We start from the raw sequence: 25,736 nt of genomic DNA on the forward strand, positions 1-25,736 counted from the left end.
GCCTTGATTACGAGAAGAACCTTCACGGCGGCCGGCCTGCTGGCCGGCTGGATTCCCGCGCTGGCGCGAGGCCGGACGGATAAGAATTATCGATGGACGGCCGACCGTCTGGCCACGCTGAACCAGGCCCTCGCCACGCTGGAAACCGCCAGCCGGGGTCGGCTGGGCGTCGCGCTTCTGGACACCGCCAGCGGGCAGACCGTCGGCTACCGCGGCGATGAGCGCTTCCTGATGCTGAGTTCGTTCAAGACGCTGGCCGCCGCCTACATCCTGACGCGCGCGGACCGCGGCGAGGACCGGCTGGACCGGCGCATCCCCATCGCCAAGGCGGATCTGCAGGAACACGCTCCCGTCACCCGGCAGCACGTCGGACCGCAAGGCATGACGCTGGCCGAACTCTGCGAGGCCACCATCACTACCAGCGACAATACGGCGGCCAATCTGATGCACCGGAGCTACGGCGGCCCCCAAGCCTTGACCCGGTTCGTCCGAAGCCTGGGCGACACGGTCACGCGGCACGATCGCTACGAGCCCGAACTGAACCGCCCGCATGCGGGCGAACCGCTGGACACCACCAGCCCGCGCGCCATGACCGGCACCCTCAACACCCTGCTGTTCGGCCAGGCGCTGGAACCGGCGTCGCGGCGCTTGCTGCAGTCCTGGCTCCTGGCCAACACGACCGGCGGCAAGCGCCTGCGCGCGGGCTTTCCGGCGGACTGGAAGATCGGCGAAAAGACCGGCACCTACTCGAAGGTGGGTTCCAATGACGCCGGCTTCGCGCAGGCGCCCGGCGGCGCCCCCATCGTCGTGTCGGCCTATCTGGAAACCGCCGGCGTTCCCATGCCGGAGCGCGACCGCATCCTCGCCGAGGTCGGCAGGCTGGTCGCCGCGCTGGGATAGCCCGCCACGCCGGATCTCCATTCTTCTGGCGCGGCGCCCGCTTGCGTCGTGGCTAGCCCGCCGCCGAGGCCGAAGCGCTTGCCCGCCTCGGCGCCCACACGCTGTCCATGGCTCCCTGGCCGATCCGCCGGGCGGCCGCCTTCGCCATCCAGGCGAACCCCGCGGCGGCGGCCAATGCAGTCGCATCGACGGCCAGCGCCGCCGAGGTATGCGCCCACACGCCCGTCCGGGGAAACAGGCCGCCCAGCAGCGAAGTCAGGGGAATCGCGAAAGTCAGGGCGGCGGCCAGCCAGAGCAGATGCGCGCCCGCCCTGGCTCCGCCCCGCAGAAACGACCAGGCCAGGCAGGCAAAGAAGACCAGGTAATAAATCCCCTGCAACCAGGCGTTCAGGTCTCCGACGCGCCCGTGCAGCCACTTGGACGCGACCACCATCAATGAAATCCCGCATACGCAGCCCAGGCACACGCCAACGGTCGCCGAGGCCATCAGCCTGGTGTCCAGCCGCTGCCGCGGCGGCTCCCCCGTCTTGCGATCGGCGCGCTTGCGGCGCGTCTCGATCCAAAGCAGGTTGCCGCTATAGAACAGCCATGCGCCCGCCAGGCCGAGCAGGAAGTACAGCCACTGCACCGCCGCGCCCCCAAAGGAAGCCATGTGCAAGGCGAAGAAGCTGCTGACCCAGAGATTGGACGTGGTCTGCTTGCCCGGCAGGTAATCGGTATTGACGATCCTGCCCGTATACGGGTCGATCGCCACGAAGCCGCCGCGCGCCCTGGGCGACACCGCGCTGGTGTCCTTGCCCCATACGCGCACCATGGCGCGCGGCCCGGTGACCTGCTGGTATTGCAGCATGCTCGGCTCGAAGTTCGGCGCCAGGTTTTTCGTGCGCGCCACCAGTTCCAGCGGCGCGAGCATGGCGGCCGGGTCTCGGGCGGCCCCGGGGGCCTCCGCGCCCCCGGGCCGCTGGAACACCGATTCCAGCTTGCCGCCGTACATGAACTTGTCCTGCAGGTCGTAGATGCCGTCGTGATAAGCGAACACGACCGAACTGAGCGCCATGACGATGTGGAACGGCAGGGACACGATGCCCACGACATTGTGCGCGTCCAGCCACATGCGCTTCAGGTTCCTGCCGGTCCGCAGAGCGAAGAAATCCTTCACCAGCGACGGCAGCAGCACAATGACGCCCGACACCAGCGCCACCGCGTACAGCGTCGCGATGACGCCCATGATCCAGCGGTTGGGGTCGCTGTCGACGGGCAGCCCCACAACGCGGTGCAGAACGTCTATGAAGTACGTCAGCCCGCTGGCGGATGACCGCTCCATGCGGACTCCGCCGTCCGCGTCCAGATAGGCGGAATAGTGCCGCACCGAGGATTCGTCATGGTCGTCCGCCTTCGAATCCCGGACCTCCCAGCCCATTCTCGCGGGCGCGTTTTCCGTGTCCTGCAAGTGGATGCTGAAGCCCTTGGCGACGTCGGGCCGCGCCTTCAGGACTCCCGCGATCAATGCCGGCGCCGCCTCCAGCGGCACGCGCGAGACCGTCGATTGCGGCGATGCCCAACGGGCCAGCGGCTCCTTGAACACCGTCAAGGCGCCGGCATAGAAGGCGATGAAAAGCGCCATGCCGGCCAGGATGCCCGTCCAGGTATGGACCGATTTGTAGATGCGTATGTAGTCGGCTCTCATGGCGTTTCCCCTCAAAGCACCCCGGCAAGGAACAGGCCGCCATAAAGCGCCGCGCACGCGGCGCCCAGCCAGGCCCAGGCGCGCAGCCCGCTGCCGAAGAAATAGACGGTGCTCAGCACGCCCAGCCAGACCGGAGGCACGAGCCACATGGCGAGCTGGGAACGCGTGACCAGCGGCACGCTGACCGTCAATGCCGCGAGCAGCGCGCTGCTTCCCATCGCCAGCGCAAAGCCCAGTACCGCGCCGGCCAGGGTCTTGGATATCCAATCGCGCTGGATCGCAGCGGGTTTACCGGCTTTCATGCGAATCGCTCCTGCGCAGCCCGATGAGCGCGCCCAGGTAGGGAATCAGGCAGAAGAACAGCATCAGGGCCGTGCAGAACACAAACACCGCGGCGACGGCCGAATAGGCGCGCAGGCAGGCCCAGCCGCCGAGCGCCAGCAGGGCGACGCCCGCGGTCCGCGCGGGCGCGGCCGGCCACGGCACGCGGCGCCAACGCTGGTTCGGAGAGGCGCGATAAACGCAGAAGCAGCCCAGGAATATGGCCGCCAGGCCCAGTATGTGGAGCAGTTGCATGGCCACCCGGTCAGAAACTCACGTTGACGGACGCGGTGACGCTGCGGGCGGGGCCCAGGGTCGCGATCGGGGTCGTATCGCTGAAAATGCCGGCGTAGTAGTGCTTGTCGAACACATTGTTGACGTTCAGGCGCAGCACCACGTCGCGGCCGCCCACCTTGGTGGCGTAACGGGCGCCCAGGTCCAGTTGCCCCCAGCCCGGGATCTCCAGCTTGTTGGCCGAGTCCGCGTATTGTTTCGAGGTCGCCTGCACGCGGCCGCTGAACGTAAGGCCGGGCACCCAAGGGGTATCCCACTCCAGCCCGAGGTTCGCCTGCCAGCGAGGTGCGCCGACCGCGGTGTTGCCGTCGTACCGGCCGAAGGATGTCTTGGTCTGCGTGCCCTGCGTATACGTGACCCCGCCCAGCACGCGGACTTCGGGGGTGAGTTCGCCGAAGGTGTTCCATTCAATCCCCCGGACGCGCTTCTCGCCACCGTCCGCATAGGTGGGATTGGCGGGCGAACCGTCGCTGACCAGCGTGGGCTTGGTGATTTCGAACAAGGCCAGCGTGTTGGCGAAGGCCCCGGCGTTCCATTTGACGCCCAGCTCCTTCTGTTCGGTCTTGTACGGTGCGAAGACCTGCCCGAAGTTGGCCGCCGCGGTGTCCGTGACGCTGTCTCCCTTGCTCAGGCCCTGCACGTAGTTCGCGTACAGGGAAACGTCCGGCCCCCAGGGCTTGACGACCACGGCCACGGCGGGCGTCACGGCGTCCTCATCGTAGCGGGAAGTGACGTTGCCCGACTTGTCGAAGTTCCGGGTTTTGACACGCTGGTTGCGCAGCCCGCCCGTCAGCCGCAGCGCATCGTCGAAGAACGACATGGTGTCGACCAGCGCGAGGCTGGAAAGCGTGCTCTCGCTCGTCTTGGGCGCGTAGCTCGGCACCGCGGGCATCACCGGCGCGATCGGATCGTAGATGTTGGACTTGAACGTGGAGGCGGTGCCGGTGGCCGAGCCATCCTCGGTGTCCAGGATGGAGGCCTGCAGCACGAGTTCATGCCCCACGCTGCCCGTTCTGAAACGGGTGCGCAGCCCCCCTTCGGCCGACGTGCTGTCGGAATAGGCGCGCTGGCCGACGATCGATCCCGTGAAGTTGCCATTGGCGTCGATCTGCCGCGCATGAGTGCCGTTGATGAGGCCCGACTGATGGCTGTCGCGCCTGCCCACGCCTGCGAACGCCGACACGTTGTCGTTGAAACGATACTCGGCGCGCCCCACTACCGCATTGCTCTGCACGCTGCCGTACCCCGTGCTGAACTGGTTGATGCGGGGATCGGGCGCCTCGGGAACGACGGATCCCCCGAACCAGAACATGGCCGGAGTGCCGCCGGTGAAGGATTCCTGGCTGTGATAGGCATCGATCGAGGCCGTCAGCGCGCTGCCGCGATAATCCAGGCCGGCGGAGAGGAACTCGCGCTTCTTCGATTGGCCGTCCAGCGTGGTGGCCCCATCGCTGAAGGCGCCGTTGACGCGCGCGCCCCATTCATTGCCCGCGCCGAAACGGCGGCCCGCGTCTATCGTCGTGCCCAATTGTCCGTCGGACTGCCAATCGACCCCGAACGCGGCATTGGGCGTATCGCCTGCGCGCTTGGGCACCAGGTTCACCGTGCCGCCGACCGCGCCGCTGGGAGCCATGCCGCTGAACAAGGCGTTCGGCCCCTTCAGCACCTCTACCCGCTCAACGAACTCGACAGGAACGTGCCCCATGGGCGCCAGGCCGTACATGCCGTTGATCGCCACGTCATTCTGGTTGACGTCGAAACCGCGGATGCGGAAGTTTTCGTAGACGTGCCCGCTGGACGTCGTGAACCGGACCGACGGATCGTTGGCCATGACGTCTGCAAGCGTGCGCGCCTGCTGATTCTCGATGAGCTCGGAGGTATAGCTGGTGACGTTGAACGGGGTGTCCATCACGTCCTGGTTGCCCATCAGGCCCAGTCTTGCGCCCTGCCCCACCTGCCCGCCCGCATAGGCTGGCGGCAGCTCGGCATCCGCGATCGACCCGCCCGTGACCGTGACCGCCTGCAGGGTCGTGGTCGGCGCCGCCTCCTGCGCCCAAACGCCCGCGGCGGGCAGAACCAGGGACAACGCCAGTCCAGGCGTAAGCCGCCGGGCGCGCGAGCCCTGCGGGAATTTGCGTTGATTAGCCAAGCCGTACCCCTCAGTACATGCAAATAAGAATGAGTTTTATATAGATTACAATATTTCAGCGGTGGAACTCAAAGCGAGGAGCGCCTTCATATTCAGCCTTTCGTCAGCATCTGCGCCGATCCAGGACGATTCGCGTCTCGCGCGGCGGTGCATGTTTGCCCGGAATTTGGCAAACAAGTAATAATTATCGTTCTTATTTAATTACCCGCCGGCATGGGCGGCTCAAGGCCTTGGACACTTCGGATTACGCTTTCCCGCCCAGCGTGGAGACCCTCTACTGCGATCACCATCCGTGGCTGCAGTCCTGGCTGCGCCGGCGGCTCGGCAATGCGGCGGACGCCGCGGATCTCGCGCAGGATGCATTCCTGAGGCTGCTCGCCGCGCCCCGCAAGTTCGGCAGCCTGCCCGAAGCGCGCGTCTACCTGAGGACGATGGCGGGAGGCCTGTGCGTCGACCTGTGGCGCCGGCGACGCATCGAACAGGCCTGGCTCGACACCCTCGCCGCGCAGCCCGAAGCCCGCGCTCCGTCGGCGGAGCACCAGGCTATCGTGCTCGAAGCGCTCCAGGAAATAGACCGTCTGCTGCGCACCCTGCCCGTCAAGGCCGCTCACGCCTTCGTCATGACGGTCGGCAGCGGAATGAGCGAAAAAGAGGTCGCGGCCGAGTTGGGCGTGAGCACGCGCATGGTGCGTAAATACATCGCGCAGGCGATGCTGCATTGCCTGGAAACGCTTTGAACGCCGCCGATGCGCCTTCTGAACGGCAACAGTCTCCGTCCCGCTCCGAGCGCGCCGCGCTTGAACAGGCGGCAGAATGGTTTGCCTTGCTGCAATCGGGCGAGGCCACATCCGCCGACCGGGAGGCCTGGCGCGCGTGGCACGAAAGCGCCGAGGCCCATCGCGCCGCATGGGAGCGCGTGGACCGCGTCGGCCAGCTGTTCCAGCCTATCCGGAAAGCGCCCGATCCCCGCGGCACGGTCCGCGCGTACCGCTCGGCAACGATCGATGCCGGCCGGCGCCGCCTGATACTGGGGCTTGCCGCCCTCGCCGGCGTCGGGCTGGCGGGCGGCGCGGCATGGCGCCCCTCCCTCCTGCCGGGCCTGCTCCTGGCCTGGGCGGCCGACCACCGGACCGCCACCGGCGAAGTGCGCGAGATCCTGCTCGGCGACGGCACGCGCGTGTGGCTGGGCACGGCCGGCGCATTCGACGAGGATTACACCCCGGCGCTGCGGCGCCTGCGGCTCGTGGCCGGCGAAATCCTGGTCGACACTGCCGCCGATGCCAGCCGTCCTTTCGTGGTCGATACGCCGCAAGGCCGGCTGCGCGCGCTGGGCACGCGCTTCACCGTCAGGCTGGAAGACGGCGACACGCGGATCGCGGTCTATGACGGCGCGGTCCAGGCGCATGCCATCGACGGCAGCAGCACGATCATCCAGGCGGGCTGGCGGGCTCGCCTGGCCCGCGGGGGCCTATCCCCCGCAGAGCCCGCCAGCCCCGCAAGCGAAGCATCGACGCGCGGGCTTTACATCGCGCAAGATGTGCCCCTGGGAGCCGTGCTGCGTGAACTGGAGCGTTATCGCAGCGGGTATCTGACCGTATCGCCCCAGGTAGCCGAGCTGCCGGTGTTCGGCAGCTATCCGATGACGGATCCGGATCGCGCGCTGGCGATGCTCGAATCGGTATTGCCCATACGCATCGGCCGCCCGGCGCCGTGGTGGGTCCGCGTCACGCCCCGGTAGCTCTTGGCTCGCGGCACGTTTTTTTTGGACCGAGGTTCCTATTTTCGGCGGCTCGTTCGATGAACGGGATGACAGCTCACCCGATCACTGAACAACTCGGCTTCCAAGGAACCCTCATGTCCGTTCGCCCGCCCGCCCAGGCACGCATTCCATTGTCCCTTTTCCGCGGCCCCGCCCACGAAGGACGTGCCCGGCAACCGGCTCCGCCGGCGCGCGCCGCCTTGCGGCTCGCATGCGCCTGCGGCCTGCTCGCGGCCGCAGCCTGGGCCCCGGCGGCCCTCGCACTGGCCGAGGGTGCCGGCCGCCCCCCTACGCCTGGCAGCCAGACCCGCCATTACGACATTCCGGCAGGCCCATTGGGTTCGGTGCTGGCCCGCTACGCCGCGGAATCCGGCGTCCTGCTCGCCAGCCCGCCCGGCCTGCTGGACGGGCGCCAAAGCCCCGGCGTGCACGGAATGCTCAGCCCGGAAGCCGCGCTCAACGCCGCCCTGGCGGGGACGGGCCTGGATGCCTTGCGGGATACGCGGGGGCAATACCGCATCCACCCGGCCGCCGGGATATCCACGCTGGCGCCCGTCACGGTGCAAGGCCGGGATCTCGCCACCACGGAGGGATCGGGCTCCTATGCCTCGAACGTCGTGACGATCGCCAAGGGAGATCAATCGCTGCGCGAGATTCCCCAGGCCGTCTCGGTGATCACCCGCCAGCGCATGGACGACCAGAACATCACCGACATCCGCGAGGCCCTGGGCAACGCGCCGGGCGTTTCCATGGTGGCCAATGAACCCGGCGGGCAATTCTATTCGCGGGGCTTCTTCATCCAGAGCTACCAGTTCGACGGCGTGCCGCTGGAGCGCCAGCTCTATGCGCGCGGTTCAGCCTTCAATTCCGACACCGCGATCTACGACCGCGTGGAAATCATGCGCGGCCCGCAAGGGCTGTTCGAAGGCGCGGGCGACCCTTCGGGTTCCGTCAATATGGTGCGCAAGCGGCCGACGCCTGAGTTCCAGATGACGCTGACCGGCAAGGCGGGGTCGTGGGACCGGTACGGCGCGCAGGCCGACCTGGGAGGCCCGTTGAACGAAAGCGGCACCGTGCGCGGCAGGGTCGTGGTGAACTACGAGACGGCGGGATCCTTCCGCGACTACCTGGACTCCAACGACCGGACGATCTACGGCGCGCTGGACATAGACCTGGGCCCTTCCACCACGCTGGGAATAGGCTACAGCCGCGAAAAACCGTACGGTGTCATCGACTGGACGGGGCTGCCCAACTACGGCGACGGCTCCATGCCCGATTACTCCCGCTCCACCAACCTGAGCGCCCCCTGGAACCATGCCTACAAGACCCAGGACACCTGGTACGCCGACCTGCTCCACCGCTTCGCCAACGGCTGGAAGTTCAAGGCCGCCCTGGTGCGGGTGGACGAGGCCAACGACATCAAATACCTGTTGCGCACAGGCAGGCTGGGGCCGCCCAACACTTTCCGCGGCGATGCCTATGCCTTCGACATGGCGTCCAGGAATCTGGGCGGCGACGCCTACCTGACGGGAGGCGCCACCCTGTTCGGCCGCAGGCTCGACCTGACGGTGGGCGCGAACTTCTCGCACCAGCGCAGCAACGATACCTGGGGCTGGACCCGCAACGTCGAAAGCCTGAACGCAAGCTATGACCAGCCCGTTACCGTGCCGGGCATGAACAGCGACCAGATCATCGCCGCCAACCGGATGGACGACGGCTACCGGTCCGACAAAAAGGGCCTGTACGCCACCGCGCGCTACCCGTTGCTCGATCCGCTGTCGATCGTGCTTGGCGGGCGGTTCTCCTGGTACAAGCAAACCTACGTTTCCGACGGCGTCTGGGGCTATTCGGAAACGACGGCCAAGGAAACGGGCGAGTTCACGCCGTTCCTGGGCACGGTCCTCACGTTGAACGATCGATGGTCGGCCTATGCCAACTACGCGGACATCTTCCGCCCGCAAAGCCAGCGCGACGCATCCGGCGCCTTCCTCAGCCCTGTCACGGGCAGGAACTACGAATTGGGCTTGAAGGGCGAACTGCTGGACGGACGCGTCGACGTAGGATTCGCGCTCTTTCGCACCGAACAGAAAAAGGTGGCGTTCGAAGATGGCGGCGTCCCGGAGGAGGTGGCCAACGCGCAATGCGGCGGCACCTGCTACCGTCCGACGGCGCAGGTGCGCAGCCAGGGCTTCGAGGCCGAGGCCAGCGGCGAAGTGCTGCCCGGCCTGCAACTCGCCGCGTCCTATACCTACACGCAGACCAAGCACAAGGGCGAGGACGTTCCCGCGGTCGGTTATGACATTTCCGCCAACACGGGGGTGCCCCGCCACCTGGCGCGCCTGTGGGCCAACTACCGCCTGCCGGGCGAGTGGAGCCGTTATTCGGTGGGCGCCGGCGTCACCACGCAGAGCGAGTCGTCCGGATTCGCCTATTACGGCCGGGTGCAAGGCGGCTACACGGTATTGGACGCGCGCATCGGCTACCGTTTCGACGACCGGCTATCGGTTGCGCTGAACGTGGGCAACCTGACGGACAAGAAGTACTACACGTCCATCAGCTATGACCACAACTACTACGGCGCGCCCCGGAATTATCTTCTGACGGTGCAGTACAAGATGTAGGCATCATCGGGAAATGACGCCGTCCATGCGTTTGATCAGATAGGGATAGAACGGATTGGGGGTCTTCGCCGATCTGTGCGGGTATGGGAAACGCCGGAATTTGAATAATCAGACCCCCAGTGGCAGCGACACGTTTCCAGGAAGGCTAAATTGGTCTCCGACGATGACGGAGGCTGCATGTCTGAACGAGCCATTATCCGAAGAGGGGATCGAACCTCGCACGGCGGCACAGTGGTAGAAGGCCACCCCACCTCGATGCTTCTCGGACGGGAAATCGCCCTGGTGGGGCACAGGGTCGTATGCCCGAAATGCAAGGGAGCCTTCCCAATCTTGCCCGACCCGGGACGCAATCATTCCTTCATGGGCAACGACACCGCCGTAGAAGGGATGCGCACCGCATGCGGCGCGGTATTGATCGCCTCGCAGATGGTGGCGCGTGTCGGCGAGGCTGAGGGATTGTCTGAGCCCGCCGGTAGTCCAACGCCGCAAAGTGAGACGCTCTGTCAGGAATGCCTAGAGTCCGCCGCTCGTACGGCCGCAACGACCGTGGCACGAGGGTAGCAGGGTGACGGCTCAAGTAGAGGAATACCTGGCCACTCGTCAGCAGCAGACGCCTTACCCATTGCGGCTATACGGCCTGGTTGACGGACTGTTATACGGCGAGGCTTCGTCCGATCAGGCTTTGTTCCGCTCCGCATCCTGTGTCGCATTGTTCGACGGAACGCCTGACGAGGCACTGGCTAACGCTGGTCCTTGGCTGCTTGATTGCACGGGCGACCGAGATTCTCATATGGCTTCGCTACAACGGCTGGGCGATAGCGCGGTGGGGTGCCTTTGGATCGCGGAAGCCATTGCGGCCGCACTTGCACGGGCTGCCGCAAGCGCTGCGGCAGGCGCGGTACTGGGCGGGGTGGCCACCCTGCCAGGCGATACGCCGCGCGAGGACAGTGAAGCCAAGCCCACTGATCGCGCCTTACCTAGAACAGGGGAGCCATGTAAGAAGTGCCCGCCTGATCTGGGGAGGATAGTGAGGCGCAAGCACGGCGTGAACTGGAATGCCTACGAATATCAGGCCCGGATAACGGGATTTGCCTACGATACCGAGTATTGCCTGTGGAGTGAGGAATGGTATTGGGTTGGAAATGCCCTTGGAGATGCCTTTGAGATCCATTTTGACGGCTTCATATCCGCCGAGTGCCTGCTGCAGGAGGCCAAAGGTGACTACGATCAGTTCATTGATGATGATGGGGAGATCCCAGAATGGTTTGGAGGCTTTCGTACCATGCAAGGGGACATTGAAAGGCAAGCTTTTGCCGTTAACAGTTCTCCGCCGATGCGATTGAGATGGTACTTTCAAACCCCTAAGACCCTAGCGCTAATGTACTCGGTATTGATCGAATATCGTGTTGAGTCGGAATGGCGTCCCTAGAGAGCGAAAATGATCATTACGTGCAAATTCAGAGATCCAGAACTCGCCTCGGAAGACTTCCCTGAGATGCTGCGACGAATGCACAGCATTACCACCATGTTGGCTGAGAAGTCGGAAGGCTTGGACAACTGGTTCGCGCAAGGCGACTCCATTGAAGAAGCGTACCTATATCCAGCTTTTGAGAACGGAGAGCCATCAACAGCATTGCTTGCGGTGCTCAACCACAAGTACCGAAATGACAAGTCGTTCACGCTCGTTTCAATTTGGAACGGGGCCCGCGAGCAACGCAACGGGGTTTCGCTCGCACTCCATGCGAACGACAAGAGGCAGCCTTGTACACTGACCATTTCAAATCATAAACGGCGAGACGACAGGTTCGGCGGCACGGATTCGGTTAAAGATATTGTTATTGGGTTGGTGCAGATTTTTCGCCCTTTGTATGTGTCTGTCTCGCCGCGCTATTACGCTCAAAAGCAAGTTTTCGACGACAAGCCTGGCGTGGGTTGGATGCTATACCTCCCGCAAGTGATTACCGCCCAGCAAGTGCCGGAGGCCCAGGCGCTGATCCCCGTCCCTGCCGCCGGAAAGAAGCAGACGGGTACCATCATCGTCAGTGTCGCCGATGAGGTGTTTTCGCTCGACAATCCCAGCCACGTCGAGTTGGCGAATCATATCGAGATGCGTCTGGTAGACCAGGATCTGTTGCCGTGCTACGTAGACCTATGACGCCAGGCGCAGCTGTGCTGCCGGGAGCAGGGTTGTGACGAAGCGGAATCTCACAGTCAATGGGAGACATCCAATTTGCCGTAGTGGAATAGGATGCCCTGCACGAACCGGTTCTTGTTTCGGTAGCCACGAACCTTCAGTCGCATAACTCGGATCTGGCTATTCAGGGCTTCGGCTCCCGTATTGGATACCTTCAAACGCATGGCATTGAGAATACCCCACAGGCGCGCCTCGATCTGGTTGGCTGCGCCGCGCAAGGAGGTAATGCCTGTTTGCCGCGCCGCTTGGATCCACACTTGCCATGTCTTGGCCGACTGGCTCGGATGATAGCCCGTATGCCAGATCTCCCGCGCCTTTTCCTTGAGCATCCAGACCATGGCTGTGTCCAGCAAGCAGGCTGACAACGCTTGGATGCGATCACGGAAAAAGTCCGACAGAGCTGCGCCGCGCCGCAATCAATCGTAGCGGCTTCGATGGATATCCCGACGCAGGCTATAGTCAACTCGGTGCGACTCGCTCTTGCGCGTGTTGTCCACCGATTCTCCCAGCGCTTTGGCAACATGGAAGTGATCGAACACAGCCTTCCCTATCGCGTCGGGCAAGGTGTCGAGCGCGGCCTTGATATACGCTCCGCTCATGTCCATGGAGACGGATTTGAGCTTCTCGGAACGCCGGTGCCCCAGCGCTTTGAAGTAACGGCGTAAGCTCTCGGCGGCCCGCCCATCTTCGACCGCCCGCACGCGCCGAGCCGATGAGACGATCGTCACGTAGTCCCGCCCCTAGGCGAACGCAACTTCATCGGGGCCGACGAACACCGTTATGGTCTTCAACGGCTCGCTCACCGTCACGTTCAACACCAGCCAGGGCTTTCGCAGCCCGAGAACCTTTGCGTAGAGATTGTATCGTTCATACGCATATTTAAACGCAAGTACGCGCGTCTTCCGTCTTCCCTATGACTGGCTTGCCCACACACTTCGGCGAAAACCCACGGATTGGACGTCAGCCTTGCCAGGGAGTCCATCCCGCTCACCAGCGCGCCCACTTCTCCCCTGATCGAGATCGCGCCGAGGCTGATGCCGTACTCCGAGTGGAACGTCAGGATGCGCGGCAACCGGTCGAGCGTACCCTCGCGCTGCCGCGTGGCGATGTTCCCCTGCAGCACGCGGGTCGGCTCATACGATTGGCGCCGCGTTGACCGGGAAGGAGTTGTATTTGAACGGATTGAATTCCGGCACGATGCTGAGCCACGCCGCCTTGGCAAAGGCCGGCAATATTGCCGGCAGGCCCGCCAGGCCCGCGACCCGCGCGAACTGCGTAATGCCGATCATGGGCGAGACCAGGACCAGTCGGTCCGGGCGGGCCGGCCCGGAGCCATCGATGGCGTCCATGGCGTACATCAGGGCGAGCGCCCCGCCATTGGAGAAACCCACGATATGCAAGGGCCGGGGCGCGGGCACGCGCCGCCTTGCTTCCCGCACCGCCAGCCGCGTCGCCGCGGACCAGTCTTCCCAGGTTGCATCGGTCAAGCCGCCTGCCGTGCCATGTCCCGGCAGGCGGATCGCCACCACCGTATCGCCCGCGTCGCGGTAATGCGCCGCGATATGCCTCAGGCTGTAGGGGGAATCGGTCAGGCCATGCAGCAGGACCGCCACCCCCGCAGGCTCCGCATCCGGCTCGAGCACAGACGAAAGGTTCCAGTCATGGGCGAAACGCTCGGGATAGGCCACCGCGTCGCGGCTCAGTTCCTCCGGCACGCAGGTATGCCAGACGGCCAGCGGCGGGCCATGCCGGATGTCGTACAGGCGCATTCCGATCGCCGTGGCCAGGAAGACGGCGACGACCAGGCCAGGAACACGCAGGGCCTTCCTGGTCCGACGCCAGGCGGTACGCCGCGGCCGCGCGGGCAACCCGCTACTCAGAGACATGATTCCAATGCCCAAGAGGCAGCTTGAAATGCAGTACTGACTGAAGCGGCTAGCTTACGAAGGCGGATGCAAGAACACAAGGCTCCGCCCCCCCTTTTTGCGCAGCCCTGCCGCCTCAGGCCTCGACGTTGCGCAGTTCGGCCGGCAGGTGCTCGCGCATGACTTCGATGAAGCGCCGCAACCGCGCCGGCTGATAGCGCGAAGGCGCATACACCAGGTACACCGGCAGCGGCTCGGCGTGCCAGCGCGGCGCCGCGTGCACGAGACGCCCTTGGGCGATGTCCTCGGCCATGGCCCAGGCCGAACCCAGGCCCACGCCCAGCCCCAGCGCCGCGGCACGGCGCAGCGCATGCAGGCCATCGGTGGACAGGCGGGGCTCGATGCCAAAACGCGCCACCTCTCCCGTGTCCAGGTTGGTGAGGACGACCTCGTTGCGGTAGAACGTGCGCAACGCCAGCCATGGCAACCCGGCAAGTTGCCTGGGGTGCTGCGGCACTTCCCCGGACGGCAGCAGGCCGGGCGCCGCCACCACGATGCGCGGCACCTCGCCCAGTTTCAGCGCCACCACAGAAGGATCCGTGACGGGGCCCACGCGCAAGGCGCAGTCCACGTTTTCGGCGATGAAATCCGGCATGCGGTCATGCAACAGCCATTCGACGCGCATGTTGGGATACAACCGCAAGTAGTGCGCAAGCGGCTCCACGAATTGATGCTGGCCGAAGGCGTGCGGAGCGACCACGCGCAGCATGCCCGCGGGTTCTTCGACCGCGCCGCGCACCTCGCTTTCAAAGGATTGCCAGCCGGCAATGAGGTCCTTCGCGCGCTCGTAGCAGCGCTGGCCGTCCTCGGTCAGGCGGATCGCATGGGTGGACCTTTGCAGCAGGCGCACGCCCAGGGCGCGCTCCAGCAGCTGGAGGCGCCGGCTGACCGTGGGCTGGGTGCCTCCCAATTGCACGGCGGCCGCCGACAAACTGCCGGCCTCCACGATGCGCACGAAGGTCTCGATGAGCAGCATGCGGTCGGTGCCGAACGCCGGAAGTTGAGGCTTGGTCATACGCCTATCGTATAACGGATCTACCCCTGGCAGGGCTACCAGCGGCCGGCATCGACGCCCACAATCTGCGCCACACTCCTTTTTCGGACTTCCATCATGTCTACCCCGAACGCTACCGAAACTCCGCTCATGCGCGGCCTTATTGTGCTTCTGGCCGTGGGCGCCGGCCTGGCCGTGGCCTCGCTCTACTACAGCCAGCCGATGCTGGGCGTGCTGGGCGCCGAGCTGAACGCCGCGCCCGGCGCCCTGGGCTGGATTCCCACGTTGACGCAGCTTGGCTATGCGTTCGGCATATTGCTGCTGGCGCCTCTGGGCGACCGATACGATCGCAAACGCATCATCCTGGCCAAGTCCATCGCGCTTGTCGCCGGCCTGCTGCTGGCCGGCTTCGCCTCGAACATGGCCGTGATGCTGGCGGCCAGTTTCATAGTCGGCGTTGCGGCGACCATGGCGCAAGACATCGTGCCCGCGGCCGCCACGCTGGCGCCGGCCGAGCGCCGCGGCGCGGTCGTGGGCACCGTGATGACCGGCCTGTTGCTGGGCATCCTGCTGTCGCGCGTCATTGGCGGCTTCGTCGCGGAAAACATCGGCTGGCGCTACATGTTCTGGCTGGCGGCGCTGGCGATTCTTGCACTGACCCTGGCGCTGGGGCGCCATCTGCCCCGCTTCGCGCCATCCAGCCGGCTGCCCTACCGGGCCCTGCTCGGCTCGCTGGGCACCCTGTGGCGCCAGCACCCCGAACTGCGCCGCAGCGCCATTGCGCAAGGATTGCTGTACATGGGATTCAGCGCCTTCTGGTCCACCCTTGCCGTCATGCTGCACGCGGCGCCGTTTCATCTGGGCGCCGACGCCGCCGGGGCCTTCGGCCTGGCGGGCGCGGCAGGCGCGCTGGCCGCGCCGCTGGTCGGCCGCAAGGCCGACCGCCACGGCCCCGCTCTGCTCGGCCGCCTGGGCGCCGCCCTGACGGCCGTCTCCTTCGCCGCGATGGCGCTTCTGCCCGTGTTGCCGCCATCCGCCGCGCTGTGGCTGATCGCAGCCAGCGCCGTCGGTTTCGACCTGGGCATCCAGATGTCGCTGATCGCCCATCAGAGCATCGTGTACGGCATCGATCCGGCTGCGCGCAGCCGCCTGAACGCGGTGCTCATGACGGGCGTGTTCGTCGGCATGGCGGCGGGCGGCGCACTCGGCAGTATGGCGCTGGCCCATTGGGGCTGGAGCGGCGTGACGGCGCTGGCCACCGCAACGGCCGCCGGCGCCCTGGCGTTGCGGGCCTTGCCGCGCCGCCAGGCCCGCGTCAGGCAATGCCAGGCTTGAACCTCCCCCGACGCCGCGGCCGGGTCAGCCCGGCTGTTTCACAGCGATCAAGGCATCCATGACCGCGCCGCTGCGGCTGGGGTGCCAAATGGCCTCATCTGCCGGCAACCAGGCCCAGCGCGCCCCGTGGAAGCTGCTTTCCGCCGCCACGATGCGCTGACCGGCGGGAAGCCGGCCGGCCTTCGCCTGCGCCTCGGCGGCGGCCAGCAGTCTCTGTCCGAGCGATAGCACTGCGTCGTGGCGTTGGCGGTCCTGCTCTGGCCGGTTCATCGGCGTGCCCCAGCGCATCTGGAACAGCAGCGCGCAGCGCGCGGTGACGGCGTAGTAATGGGCGGCCTGCAAGGCCACGCCATGCCCGGACAGGCCGAAGGCCACGTAGGGCTCGACCGCCTCGCCCGCCCGCAGCTCGTCCACGAAATTCCCGAAGTCGTATAGCGTCCAGCCGAGATCGCGGCTGGCATAGGCATTGGCACCGACCTGGCGCAGGCCCGGAACCAGCGAGGCCGGCACGGGCGGCAGCGCCAGCCCCTCGCCTCGGTACAAAGTCCTGGCGGCGTCGAGCGCCGCGGCGCCGTATGGCGTATTGGTAGCGTCCATGAGTGTCCTTGGCGTCCTGCGGGTCAAACCGAGCCCTGGGACTCGGGGATCTCCCGTTCCAGGTCTTCTTCCTGCCGCAGCTGATTGATGTACTTCCGGTCGCGCGCCACATAGCTGCTGTGCACGTCCTGCAAAGCCGAATTTGCCTTGTCGCCACCCCATTCGTCCGTGCCGATGACCATGCCCTTGCCCTCTAGCTGATCCAGGTGGCCCTTGATGACGTTCAGCCGCAAGACGGCCACCTCGATTTCCGGATCCGGCAAGAGGCCCGCCAATTCGGCCCTCAGCGCCTCGGAAGTGATCTTGTCGAACGCGGCTTTCATTTCGCGGTCGACCACGCCGGGCAGCATCACGCCGTTCAGGTTCTGCATGCCGCCGCGCCTCTCGCCGTCGGGCCCCATGACCATCTTGCCGGGAACCCGCCGCAGGAGGTCGTTGGGGTTGGAGATTTTCGTGCCGAAGGCCTGGTCGTTGTCGATCGCGATGACACCGGTGTAGTTGCCGCTGCCGTCCTGGGTGACGATGTAGTTGGCCTGGTGCCGATCGCCTTGCGCGGTAAGCGCGTCCAGCAGCTGCAGCTGCACCAACCCCTGCCGCACCACCGGATCGTCGAAGTCCAGGTCCCGGTCGCCCCGCTGCCGCATGGCGATGATGCGCAGCTCCTGGATGACGCGGCCTTCCTCGATTTTTCCGGGCAGCCCGCGCAGCAGCGCCCTGGCCTCTTCCTTTTCCTGCGGCGAACCGTCGGCAAGCAGCAGGATGCGCCGTCCCTGTTCGCTGTCCGTCACGTCGAAAGCGCCCAGCTCATAGCGGCTTTCGGTGGCCGACACCAGGTCTTTGAGGATGCCGACCGTTTCCGGATCGCCGTCCTTGACGGATTGCAGCACGTCGGCGTCTTCCTCGCCGAGCACCGCCATCATCTTCCCCCATTGCCGGGGCGTGTCGTCCACGTCGACCGTGTAGCGGGGCGCGATGCCTTCGGCATAGCCCATTACCAGCCCCAGCTTGCCGCCCAGCACGCCGATCCGCGTGTCGGGCACGAGCCCGAAGCCGAGCAGTTCGTCGACGACGCGGGTGGCCACGTTGCGGACCGTCATCTGCGGATGCTCGGGATTGATGCCCAATACCTTGGAAGACGGGCCGTAACCACTTTCCTCGCCCGTTTCAGGATTGATCCGCGGCTCCTTGTAGACCATGCGATCGCGGCCATAGGTGACGTCATAAGGCTTGCTCACCTGCCCGCCGCCCAGGGCCTTGGGTTCGCCGACGATCAGCTCATCGCGATAGTCGTCCACCAACGTGCGCGGATGGATGGGCACGCCCTTGTCCAGGTACTGCAGGCCCAGTTCGATGCCCAGGCCTTGGGTCTTCAGCAGCCGCACCTGCTCAAGCGAGAAACGCATGACGGTATCGCCGACGTTCAGGCCCTGGGCGTGCATCCACGCGATGTCCGGTCCGTCGAAGCCGCCCTCGTCCAACCGCGCCAGGATGTCGTGCGCTTCGTGCCGGGGAGAGACCAGGTCTTCGCCTCGCAGGCCATTCACCATGGCGCCGGGCAGGCCGCGCGCGATCGACATGGCGTTCTCGCCCCGATCCATGACCGATTGCAGCGTCATGCGCGCTTCCTCGTTGCCGGGTTGCACGCCACGCAATGTCTCCATCGAGACGCCGATCTTGCGCGCGGTTTCGCGGCACATCGGCTCGACCTCCCGCAGCCGGCTTTCGCCGATATCCTGCTCCAGCATGCCGGCCTCGCGGTTCACGTCGGTCAGGGCGCGTATCTGATCGGACGTCAAGCCCTGCAGGCCCAGCCGCTCCGTGATCAGCCCCTGCATATGAACGGCGTCGTCGCGCATGGCCTCGACATAGGCCTTTTCGATATCGCTCATGCCGCTCGTGTCGAGGCCCTGCAAATACTCGACGCCGCCTTCCAGGTATTCGTGCATGCCGACGTAGCTGCCGACCTTCGACGGCGACATGTCCTCGTCGATGCGCAGCGACGCTTTGATGATGCCGCCAAGATAGGCCTCGATCTCCTTGAGCCTGCCGCGCGGCTCGTCGGGCAGCGTGTCGAAGCAACGATCGATGGCCCCGTCGCCGCTCGCGCCGCGCAGCGCGGTGCTGCCCGGCATCAGGCGGGCCGACACCTCGCGCTCAAGCGCCTGTTTGGCGGCGCCCTTGAAATGGGAAAGGAATTCCTGCGTGGCCTGGCCCACGCCGTCCTCGCCGAACATGTCCATCAGGAAATGCACCGCATTCAGGAACGGCTGCTGCAGGAATGCGGGGGAACCTTCGATGGCCTGGCGCAGCGCCTGCTCGGCCTGGCCGCGGTTCAATACCCCGGGATGGGTATCGTTGCCCATTGCGCGCAGGGCCCAGTCGGTCAGTTCGGGCAGGCACTCGTCGAGCAGCTGGCGGTTCTGGGCCTGGATGCCGTTGCTCATCCGTTCGGCTTTCGCCAGCACCTGCTCGATGCGGTAGCCGGTCAGGGGCCTGCCCTTGGACAGATGCGCCTGCAGATCGCGCGACATGACGTTGGCGATCTCGTCCCCGTACTCTTCGCGCAGCGCGCCGATGAAGCTGCTGGCGGCCGCCTTGTTGGCCGCGATTTGCTCGTCGCTGCGTGTGATGCAGTCCCACGCCCGGGTGAAGATGTTGGCGACGTTGCGCTTGCCAGTGGCTTGCAGGCCGCCTTTGCCGTCAAGCGCGAAGCGCGAATCGACGCCGGCCTGCGCATGGTTGGCGAAAGTGTTCAGTTGGATGCCGGGCACGATGCGCTCCTCAAGCCCAGCCGGCAAGCATGCCGCCCGGCGCCGCGGCGTCGGGCGCCGCCGCGGACGAGGATTCCGGCGTGGGATCGGCCAGGCGGCCGGCCCAGCGTTCGGCGTTCATGACGAGCGCCTGCAGCAGTTTCTCCAGCCGGGCCTGGTCCATCTGCGCGGTAGGCTCGCGGAACTGCAGGTACACCATGCCCTCGCGCGAATTGGTCGACAGCGTGCCGCCGCCTGCGCCGACCCAATAGAAATTGGCGTCCGCGATCTGCTGCAGCACGCGGGCGCGGTTATGGTCGCCGAAGGCGCCGCAGCGCGCCGTGAAGACCGCCTGCTCGCCGTCCTCGATGAACTCCACGGAGATATCCAGCTTGCCGTCCAGCCGAAGCTGGCAATAGCCGTCGTCGTCCAGCGCCATGCCGGAAATGCCGACCGTCTGGCCGAAGCGTTGCAGAAGCGTTTGCAGGTTTTGCCTGGACATCGGGAGTTCCTCAGTCTTGGAGATTGCGTTTATCGAAGCGCAAGCATGGTTGGATGCTGCCTGAGTAACCGGGACGGCCGGGAAGTTCCCCGCACCGCCCGTCGATAGGCATTTCCGGCGGCGCCGCGGGCTCGATTTTTCGAGGGAAAACCCTAGGACAATGCCACGCGGTCCGCAATGTCCGCTCCGCTCGCGCGGCGCGGCCCGCAAGGGAATCCGGCGGCTGAAAGACTCATCGCTGCGCACTGCCGCCTCTGCTAAGATGGATTGCCCAGGTCATCCAGGGGCAAGACGCTCCTGAAGGTGCACCTATTTGTTGTCGTCACCCTTCATAAGAAGCCCGATGGTTGCCTCCGATACCCTGCTCAAAGCGCTGCAAACCTGCCTGGATCCCAACACCCGCAAGGATTTCGTTTCGGCGCGTGCGGTCAAGAACCTGGAAATCAGCCCCGACGGCGACGTTTCCTTCGATGTCGAACTGGGCTATCCAGCCAAAAGCCAGATCCCTGCCCTGCGCCGCGCGCTGATTGCGGCGGCGAAGGCGGTCCCCGGCGTCCAGAACGTATCCGTCAATCTTCAAAGCGTCATCACGGCCCATGCCGTGCAGCGGGGCGTCGCGCTCCTGCCCAACGTGAAGAACGTGATCGCCGTCGCCTCCGGCAAGGGCGGGGTCGGCAAAAGCACCACGGCCGTCAACCTGGCGCTCGCCCTCGCCGCCGAAGGCGCCAGGGTGGGCCTGCTCGACGCGGATATCTATGGCCCCAGCCAGGCCCTGATGATGGGCATCGAAGGCCGCCCCCAGAGCGAAGACGGCGACACCATGGAACCGCTGGAAAACTACGGCGTGCAGGTCATGTCCATCGGGTTCCTGGTGGACGCCGATGAAGCCATGATCTGGCGCGGCCCCATGGCCGTGCAGGCGCTTGAACAGCTCTTGCGCAAAACCAACTGGAAGAATCTCGATTACCTGGTCATCGACATGCCGCCGGGCACGGGCGACATTCACCTCACGCTCAGCCAGAAAGTGCCGGTCACCGGCGCGGTGGTCGTCACCACGCCGCAGGATATCGCCCTGCTGGACGCGCGCAAGGGCGTGAAGATGTTCGAGAAGGTCGGTGTCCCGATCCTGGGCGTGGTCGAGAACATGGCGGTGCACGTCTGTAGCCAGTGCGGGCACGTCGAACACATTTTCGGCTCGGGCGGCGGCCAGAAAATGGCGGCGGACTATGGCTTGGCCTATCTGGGCGCGCTGCCGCTGGACATCGATATCCGCCTCCAGGCCGACAGCGGGCGGCCTTCGGTGGTCTTCGACCCCGACGGCGAAGTCGCGGGCCTGTACAAATCCCTGGCGCGCCAGGTGGCCGTGGCCGTGGCGGACATGGACAAGGACTACTCCGCGAAATTCTCGGCCATCGCCATCAAGCGGGCGTGACGGAAGACGCTCATGGAAACCTTGCCGCCCCTCCCCCTCACGCTGGAAGTCGCCGTGCTGATGCGCAAAGAACGCATCACCGGCCCCATGAGCCGCTGGCAGGATTGGCGGTGGGTGCTCGAAGACGTAGTGGTCAACGAACCGGGGTTCGGCGAAGCGCCGCGCCTGCTCTACCGGGATGACGCCCAGGAGCGCTGGCTGCATCCGGGCTTCACCGTGCGCCTCTTCAAGGACGACGCGGAAGGCTATCTGCTCAACGCCTCCGCCCCGGCGCCCTGTTGGTTCGTGCTGTGGCGCATGGAGGAAAGCCCTTCCGTGGCCGAGGAATGCCTGGCGCGCCCGGAAATCGTCACCTTGAGCTATCACGATGCCGGGCGTTGGCTGGACGCCCAGGAAACCGTGGAGCAGATACCCGCGCCGCCCGATATCGTGGCGTGGATCAAGGCATTCGTGGCCACCTACTACGTGCCCGAGCCCAAGCGGCGCCGCCGCCCGGCCAGCTTCCAATCGCTGCAGGACCGCTTCGGCAACCCGGCCTCCGTCACCACCCACAAGAAATTCGGCGGCGAGCAACCATGAACGAAGAACGCCGTTCAGGCTTCCTGCATCGCTGGTCGCGCAGGAAAATCGAGGCGCGGGCAGGCGCAAGCCTGGAAGAAGCGCCGGCGCCCGCAGGCGAAGCCGAGGAGACGCCCGCGGCCGACGCAATGCCGCTTGTCCAGCCCGAGCAGCCCCCGCTGCCCCAGGCCGAGCCCGAGCTCCCCACGATGGACGACGTCCGCGCGCTCACGCCCGACTCAGATTTCAGCCGCTTCGTGATCCGCGGCGTGACGCCCGAGGTCAAGAACGCGGCGCTCAAGAAGCTGTTTTCAGACCCGCATTACAACGTGATGGACGGGCTGGATACCTATATAGACGACTATTCGCAGCTGGCGCCGCTGCCGGAATCCGCCCTGCGCAAGATGGCCGTATCCAAGGTCCTCGGCTTTTTCGAGGAAGAGGCGCGCTGCGCCGCCGACCTGACCGCCGCAAAACAAGCGAACCCGGCGCCCGCCTGCGGAAACGAGCCGGAAACGCATGAGCCCGGCACGGCGGAAGCGGGCGGCGACGCCGTCTCCGCCTTGTCCCCGCCCGCCGATTCCCCCGCCGGCCTCCCGTCCGCCACCGTGCCGGAGCCGACAGCCAGAACCAAGCCATGACGACACTCATCTGCGACTGCAACCGCACCATGCCTCTGGCGCCCGACGCGCTGGGCAAGGCGCTGGGCGAAACCCTCACCCTGCATTCCACGCTATGCCGCCGCGACGCTGGCGCCTTCCAGCAAGCCATACGCGGCGAAAGCGATGTGGTGGTGGCCTGTACGCAGGAAAAGCGCCTGTTCGCGGAGCTCGGCGCCGCCACCGAAGGCGCGGCTGCCCCCGTGAAATTCATCAATATCCGCGAGACCGGCGGCTGGAGCCGGGACGCCAGCCAGGCCATGCCGAAGCTCGCGGCGCTGCTTGCGGCCGCCCACCTGCCCGACCCGGACCCCGTTGCGACCGTCACGTACAAGAGCGCGGGCCGCCTGTTGATCATCGGCCCGCTGGATCGGGCAGAACAGGCCGCCGCCTTGCTCGACGACGTGCTGAACGTGACGATATTTGCCCAAGGCTTCGGCGAACTCGGCGGCGCCCAGGACCGGCGGTTTCCCGTCCTGTCCGGCCGCCTGAACGCCGTTACCGGCTGGCTGGGCGCCTTCGAAGCGCAATGGACCCAGGACAACCCCATCGACCTGGATCTCTGCACGCGCTGCAACGCTTGTCTGGCAGCCTGTCCGGAAGGCGCCATCGGGCTGGACTACCAGGTCGACGTCGGGCGATGCCAGTCACACCGCGACTGCGTCGCCTCCTGTCAGGTGGCGGGCGCGATCGATTTCAGCCGCCCGCCGGAAACCTACGCGGAAACCTTCGATCTGGTGCTGAACGTCGGCACGCATCCCGTTTTCACCCGCCATGCGCCGCCGCAAGGCTATTTCACCTGGGACGGCGCCGATCCGCGCGTGTTATTGCGGCTGCGCGACATGGTCGGCGAGTTCGAGAAGCCCAAATTCTTCGACTACAAGCAGAAGCTCTGCGCCCACAGCCGCAACGGCACCGTGGGCTGCGACGCCTGCGTGCAGATCTGCTCCGCCGAAGCCATCTCCAGCGATGTCCGCAATCAGCAGATAAAGGTGAACCCCAATCTGTGCGTCGGCTGTGGCGCCTGCACCACCGTCTGCCCGACCGGGGCGATCAGCTACAGCTACCCCCGCTCGACCGACCAGGGCGCGCGCCTGCGCACGCTGCTGTCGACCTATGCCCGGGCGGGAGGCCGGGACGCCATCGTGCTCTTGCACAGTCAGGACCGCGGCCAGGACCTCATCGGCCAACTCGGCCGCGCCGCCGCGCTGGGCGTGGCCCATGGCGTTCCGGCCAACGTCATCCCGGTATCGCTCTGGCACACCGCGAGCCTGGGCGCCGATCTTTGGCTGTCGGCCGTGGCCTATGGCGCCAGCCAGATCGCCGTGCTGACCACCGGGGAAGAGGCGCCTCAATACCTGGACGGCCTGGCCGCGCAGATGGACGTGGCGCAAGCCGTGCTCAGCGGCCTGGGCTACGCCGGGAGGCATCTGCACCTGCTCCGCGAATCCGACGCGGCGGGGCTGGACCGGGCCCTGCTTGCCCTGGCCGGCAACAGTCCGCAGGCGCCCGGCGAACACGCCCGCCACGCCGTGGCGCCGGAGAAACGCACCACGCTGGAACTGGCGCTGGACCACCTGATCGCCCATGCTCCGGCGCCGCTGCCGCAGGCCATCGCGCTGCCGGCCGGCGCCCCCGGCGCGGGCGCCGCGCTGGGCGGGCTGGAAGTCGATAGCGAACGCTGCACGCTTTGCATGAGTTGCGTGGGCGCCTGCCCGTCCAGCGCTCTCCTGGACAACCCCCAGGCGCCGCAGCTGCGTTTCCTGGAGAAGAACTGCGTGCAGTGCGGCCTGTGCGTCACCACCTGTCCCGAACAGGCGATCACGCTGACGCCCCGCCTGTTGCTGACGCCGCAGCGCAAGGAAGCCGTCGTCGTCAACGAGACTCAGCCCTTTCACTGCGTGCGCTGCAACAAGCCCTTTGGCACGGTCAAGGGGGTCGAAGCCATGCTCGGCCGGCTGGCGGGGCACGCCATGTTCCAAGGGGCGGCGCTCGAACGCCTGAAGATGTGCGGCGACTGCCGCGTCATCGAACTGTACTCGTCCGAAAACGAAACCAAGATCACGCAACTATGACCGTTTCCGTCTCCGCCGCCATCTCCCCCCCGTCGGATTTCGACGAGGAAGTCGCCCGCGCCGACATATACGGCCTGCTGGCGCAACTGTTCTATGCTCCCCCGCCGCCCGACCTGCTGGAAGCCCTGCGCAAGGCCGAACCGCATGCCCCGGACTCGGGCAGTTTCCTCGAAGCCCCGTGGCAGGACCTGGTGCGCGAGGCCCAGGCCATGGACGACGCGGCCGTTGCGGCCGAGTACGACACGCTGTTCGGCGGCATGGGAAAACCGGAGGTTTATCTATTCGGTTCGCACTACCTGACCGGCTTCCTGAACGAAAAGCCCCTGGTCGGCCTGCGCAACGACCTGCAGGCGCTGGGCCTGGCGCGCGACGCCTCCGTGTCCGAAACCGAGGATCACATCGCCTTTCTGTGCGAGGTCATGCGCTACCTGATCGCCGGCGAGGATGCCGGCGTGTCCAACCTGGCCCGCCAGCGCGAGTTCTTCGGCACGCACATCCAGCCCTGGGTGCACGACATGGTCGCCGCCATTGGCGCCCACCCCGCCGCGCGCTTCTATGCGCGGTCGGCGGCCTTCCTCCAGGCATTCGCGAATGTCGAGGCCCAAGGATTCGACATGCTGGGATAGCCGGCCCGACATGAATTGATTCCCGTCTGCAATTCGGCATTCACTATTGTGCGGTGCAACTTGCGGTTCGCCCGTCAGGCGGTTGTCCTGCCCTGGGGCACGGGGTACATTATGCAAAGAATTTCATAGCTAAATACCAGGAGACGACCATGTCGCAAAGCCCGACCAATCGTTCGCGCCGCAAATTCTTCGCGGGTACGGCCACGGTAGGCGCCGCCGCTGTCGGGGCCGTCGTCCTCCCCGGTGTACAGGCCAGGCCGGCTGCCACGGATGCGCAGCCCGCGCCCGAACAGGGCGGCGGCTACCGACTGAGCGAACACGTCAAGCGTTACTACAAGACCACCCTCGTTTGATACGG

The 25,736-nt window shown here is 65.9% G+C and carries 23 protein-coding genes and 1 pseudogene; 14 read left to right on the forward strand and 10 right to left on the reverse strand.

Annotated features, from left to right (window positions below; all coding sequences use genetic code 11):
* Positions 1–3: 3 nt before the first annotated feature.
* Positions 4–900, forward strand: a complete 897-nt coding sequence (gene bla, locus ACN6PJ_RS03320; protein WP_427994486.1) for a class A beta-lactamase — start codon at positions 4–6, stop codon at positions 898–900.
* 52 nt (positions 901–952) lie between these two features.
* Here the strand turns inward: bla and ACN6PJ_RS03325 are convergent, their stop codons facing one another.
* Genes ACN6PJ_RS03325 through ACN6PJ_RS03340 form a run of 4 tightly spaced genes read right to left on the reverse strand, consistent with a single transcriptional unit; the run spans position 953 to position 5,351 of the window.
* A complete protein-coding gene (locus ACN6PJ_RS03325) occupies positions 953–2,587 on the reverse strand; it encodes a PepSY-associated TM helix domain-containing protein (RefSeq protein WP_427994487.1) in 1,635 nt (544 codons plus the stop codon).
* 11 nt (positions 2,588–2,598) lie between these two features.
* Positions 2,599–2,889: a hypothetical protein gene (locus ACN6PJ_RS03330; RefSeq protein WP_427994488.1), complete on the reverse strand. Its 291-nt coding sequence runs from the start codon at positions 2,887–2,889 to the stop codon at positions 2,599–2,601.
* Complete coding sequence (locus ACN6PJ_RS03335) at positions 2,876–3,163, reverse strand: hypothetical protein (RefSeq protein ID WP_427994489.1); 288 nt, start codon at positions 3,161–3,163, stop codon at positions 2,876–2,878. The genes ACN6PJ_RS03330 and ACN6PJ_RS03335 overlap by 14 nt, the downstream gene beginning before the upstream one ends.
* Positions 3,164–3,173: 10 nt before the next feature.
* A complete protein-coding gene (locus ACN6PJ_RS03340) occupies positions 3,174–5,351 on the reverse strand; it encodes a TonB-dependent receptor (RefSeq protein WP_427994490.1) in 2,178 nt (725 codons plus the stop codon).
* Positions 5,352–5,581: 230 nt separating this feature from the next.
* On the opposite strand from ACN6PJ_RS03340, the gene ACN6PJ_RS03345 reads away from it, so the two are divergent.
* The 6 genes from ACN6PJ_RS03345 to ACN6PJ_RS03370 all read left to right on the forward strand — a co-directional run bounded on the left by ACN6PJ_RS03345 (position 5,582) and on the right by ACN6PJ_RS03370 (position 11,886).
* Entirely contained in the window at positions 5,582–6,088 is a 507-nt protein-coding gene (locus ACN6PJ_RS03345; RefSeq protein WP_427994491.1) for a sigma-70 family RNA polymerase sigma factor, read from the forward strand.
* Complete coding sequence (locus tag ACN6PJ_RS03350; protein WP_427994492.1) at positions 6,085–7,089, forward strand: FecR domain-containing protein; 1,005 nt, start codon at positions 6,085–6,087, stop codon at positions 7,087–7,089. The genes ACN6PJ_RS03345 and ACN6PJ_RS03350 overlap by 4 nt, the downstream gene beginning before the upstream one ends.
* A 116-nt stretch (positions 7,090–7,205) precedes the next feature.
* Complete coding sequence (locus ACN6PJ_RS03355; protein ID WP_427994493.1) at positions 7,206–9,731, forward strand: TonB-dependent siderophore receptor; 2,526 nt, start codon at positions 7,206–7,208, stop codon at positions 9,729–9,731.
* A gap of 177 nt (positions 9,732–9,908) precedes the next feature.
* Positions 9,909–10,292 carry a PAAR domain-containing protein gene (locus ACN6PJ_RS03360; protein ID WP_427994494.1) on the forward strand — a complete coding sequence of 128 codons (384 nt, stop codon included), beginning with the start codon at positions 9,909–9,911 and terminating at the stop codon, positions 10,290–10,292.
* Positions 10,293–10,296: 4 nt separating this feature from the next.
* On the forward strand, positions 10,297–11,160 hold the full coding sequence (locus ACN6PJ_RS03365) for a Tox-REase-5 domain-containing protein (protein ID WP_427994495.1): 864 nt from the start codon (positions 10,297–10,299) through the stop codon (positions 11,158–11,160).
* A 9-nt stretch (positions 11,161–11,169) separates the two neighbouring features.
* Positions 11,170–11,886: an immunity 52 family protein gene (locus ACN6PJ_RS03370; protein WP_427994496.1), complete on the forward strand. Its 717-nt coding sequence runs from the start codon at positions 11,170–11,172 to the stop codon at positions 11,884–11,886.
* A 56-nt stretch (positions 11,887–11,942) separates the two neighbouring features.
* On the opposite strand, the pseudogene ACN6PJ_RS03375 reads toward ACN6PJ_RS03370, so the two are convergent.
* The 3 genes and pseudogenes from ACN6PJ_RS03375 to ACN6PJ_RS03385 form a co-directional block, all read right to left on the reverse strand.
* Positions 11,943–12,653: pseudogene (locus ACN6PJ_RS03375) on the reverse strand (transposase).
* A 405-nt stretch (positions 12,654–13,058) separates the two neighbouring features.
* Positions 13,059–13,811, reverse strand: coding sequence for an alpha/beta hydrolase (locus tag ACN6PJ_RS03380; protein ID WP_427994497.1), 753 nt, complete (start codon positions 13,809–13,811; stop codon positions 13,059–13,061).
* Positions 13,812–13,926: 115 nt separating this feature from the next.
* The gene (locus ACN6PJ_RS03385) at positions 13,927–14,865 is read right to left on the reverse strand and encodes a LysR family transcriptional regulator (protein ID WP_427994498.1); all 939 of its coding nucleotides are present in this window, start codon (positions 14,863–14,865) and stop codon (positions 13,927–13,929) included.
* 96 nt (positions 14,866–14,961) lie between these two features.
* Between ACN6PJ_RS03385 and ACN6PJ_RS03390 the strand changes: the two genes are divergently transcribed.
* Positions 14,962–16,179 (forward strand): MFS transporter, encoded by a 1,218-nt coding sequence (locus ACN6PJ_RS03390; protein ID WP_427994499.1) that lies wholly within the window; start codon positions 14,962–14,964, stop codon positions 16,177–16,179.
* Between the two features lie 24 nt (positions 16,180–16,203).
* Here the strand turns inward: ACN6PJ_RS03390 and ACN6PJ_RS03395 are convergent, their stop codons facing one another.
* The 3 genes from ACN6PJ_RS03395 to ACN6PJ_RS03405 are packed head-to-tail and all read right to left on the reverse strand — an operon-like array spanning position 16,204 to position 20,028.
* The gene (locus ACN6PJ_RS03395; RefSeq protein ID WP_427994500.1) at positions 16,204–16,776 is read right to left on the reverse strand and encodes a hypothetical protein; all 573 of its coding nucleotides are present in this window, start codon (positions 16,774–16,776) and stop codon (positions 16,204–16,206) included.
* A 23-nt stretch (positions 16,777–16,799) separates the two neighbouring features.
* Positions 16,800–19,547, reverse strand: coding sequence for a hypothetical protein (locus ACN6PJ_RS03400; RefSeq protein ID WP_427994501.1), 2,748 nt, complete (start codon positions 19,545–19,547; stop codon positions 16,800–16,802).
* 10 nt (positions 19,548–19,557) lie between these two features.
* Entirely contained in the window at positions 19,558–20,028 is a 471-nt protein-coding gene (locus tag ACN6PJ_RS03405) for a type III secretion system chaperone (protein WP_427994502.1), read from the reverse strand.
* Between the two features lie 343 nt (positions 20,029–20,371).
* On the opposite strand from ACN6PJ_RS03405, the gene apbC reads away from it, so the two are divergent.
* The 6 genes from apbC (at position 20,372) to ACN6PJ_RS03435 (ending at position 25,731) form a co-directional block, all read left to right on the forward strand.
* A complete protein-coding gene (gene apbC, locus ACN6PJ_RS03410) occupies positions 20,372–21,460 on the forward strand; it encodes an iron-sulfur cluster carrier protein ApbC (protein ID WP_427994503.1) in 1,089 nt (362 codons plus the stop codon).
* A 12-nt stretch (positions 21,461–21,472) separates the two neighbouring features.
* Positions 21,473–22,039, forward strand: a complete 567-nt coding sequence (locus ACN6PJ_RS03415) for a DUF3305 domain-containing protein (RefSeq protein ID WP_427994504.1) — start codon at positions 21,473–21,475, stop codon at positions 22,037–22,039.
* Entirely contained in the window at positions 22,036–22,659 is a 624-nt protein-coding gene (locus tag ACN6PJ_RS03420; RefSeq protein ID WP_427994505.1) for a DUF3306 domain-containing protein, read from the forward strand. Before ACN6PJ_RS03415 ends, ACN6PJ_RS03420 begins: the two co-directional genes overlap by 4 nt.
* A complete protein-coding gene (locus ACN6PJ_RS03425) occupies positions 22,656–24,752 on the forward strand; it encodes a 4Fe-4S binding protein (protein ID WP_427994506.1) in 2,097 nt (698 codons plus the stop codon). The genes ACN6PJ_RS03420 and ACN6PJ_RS03425 overlap by 4 nt, the downstream gene beginning before the upstream one ends.
* Positions 24,749–25,378 carry a TorD/DmsD family molecular chaperone gene (locus ACN6PJ_RS03430; protein ID WP_427994507.1) on the forward strand — a complete coding sequence of 210 codons (630 nt, stop codon included), beginning with the start codon at positions 24,749–24,751 and terminating at the stop codon, positions 25,376–25,378. The genes ACN6PJ_RS03425 and ACN6PJ_RS03430 overlap by 4 nt, the downstream gene beginning before the upstream one ends.
* A 149-nt stretch (positions 25,379–25,527) precedes the next feature.
* On the forward strand, positions 25,528–25,731 hold the full coding sequence (locus ACN6PJ_RS03435; RefSeq protein WP_427994508.1) for a formate dehydrogenase: 204 nt from the start codon (positions 25,528–25,530) through the stop codon (positions 25,729–25,731).
* Positions 25,732–25,736: the final 5 nt, after the last annotated feature.

The sequence above is a fragment of the Achromobacter sp. genome (assembly GCF_050285585.1).
Lineage (GTDB): Bacteria > Pseudomonadota > Gammaproteobacteria > Burkholderiales > Burkholderiaceae_B > Achromobacter.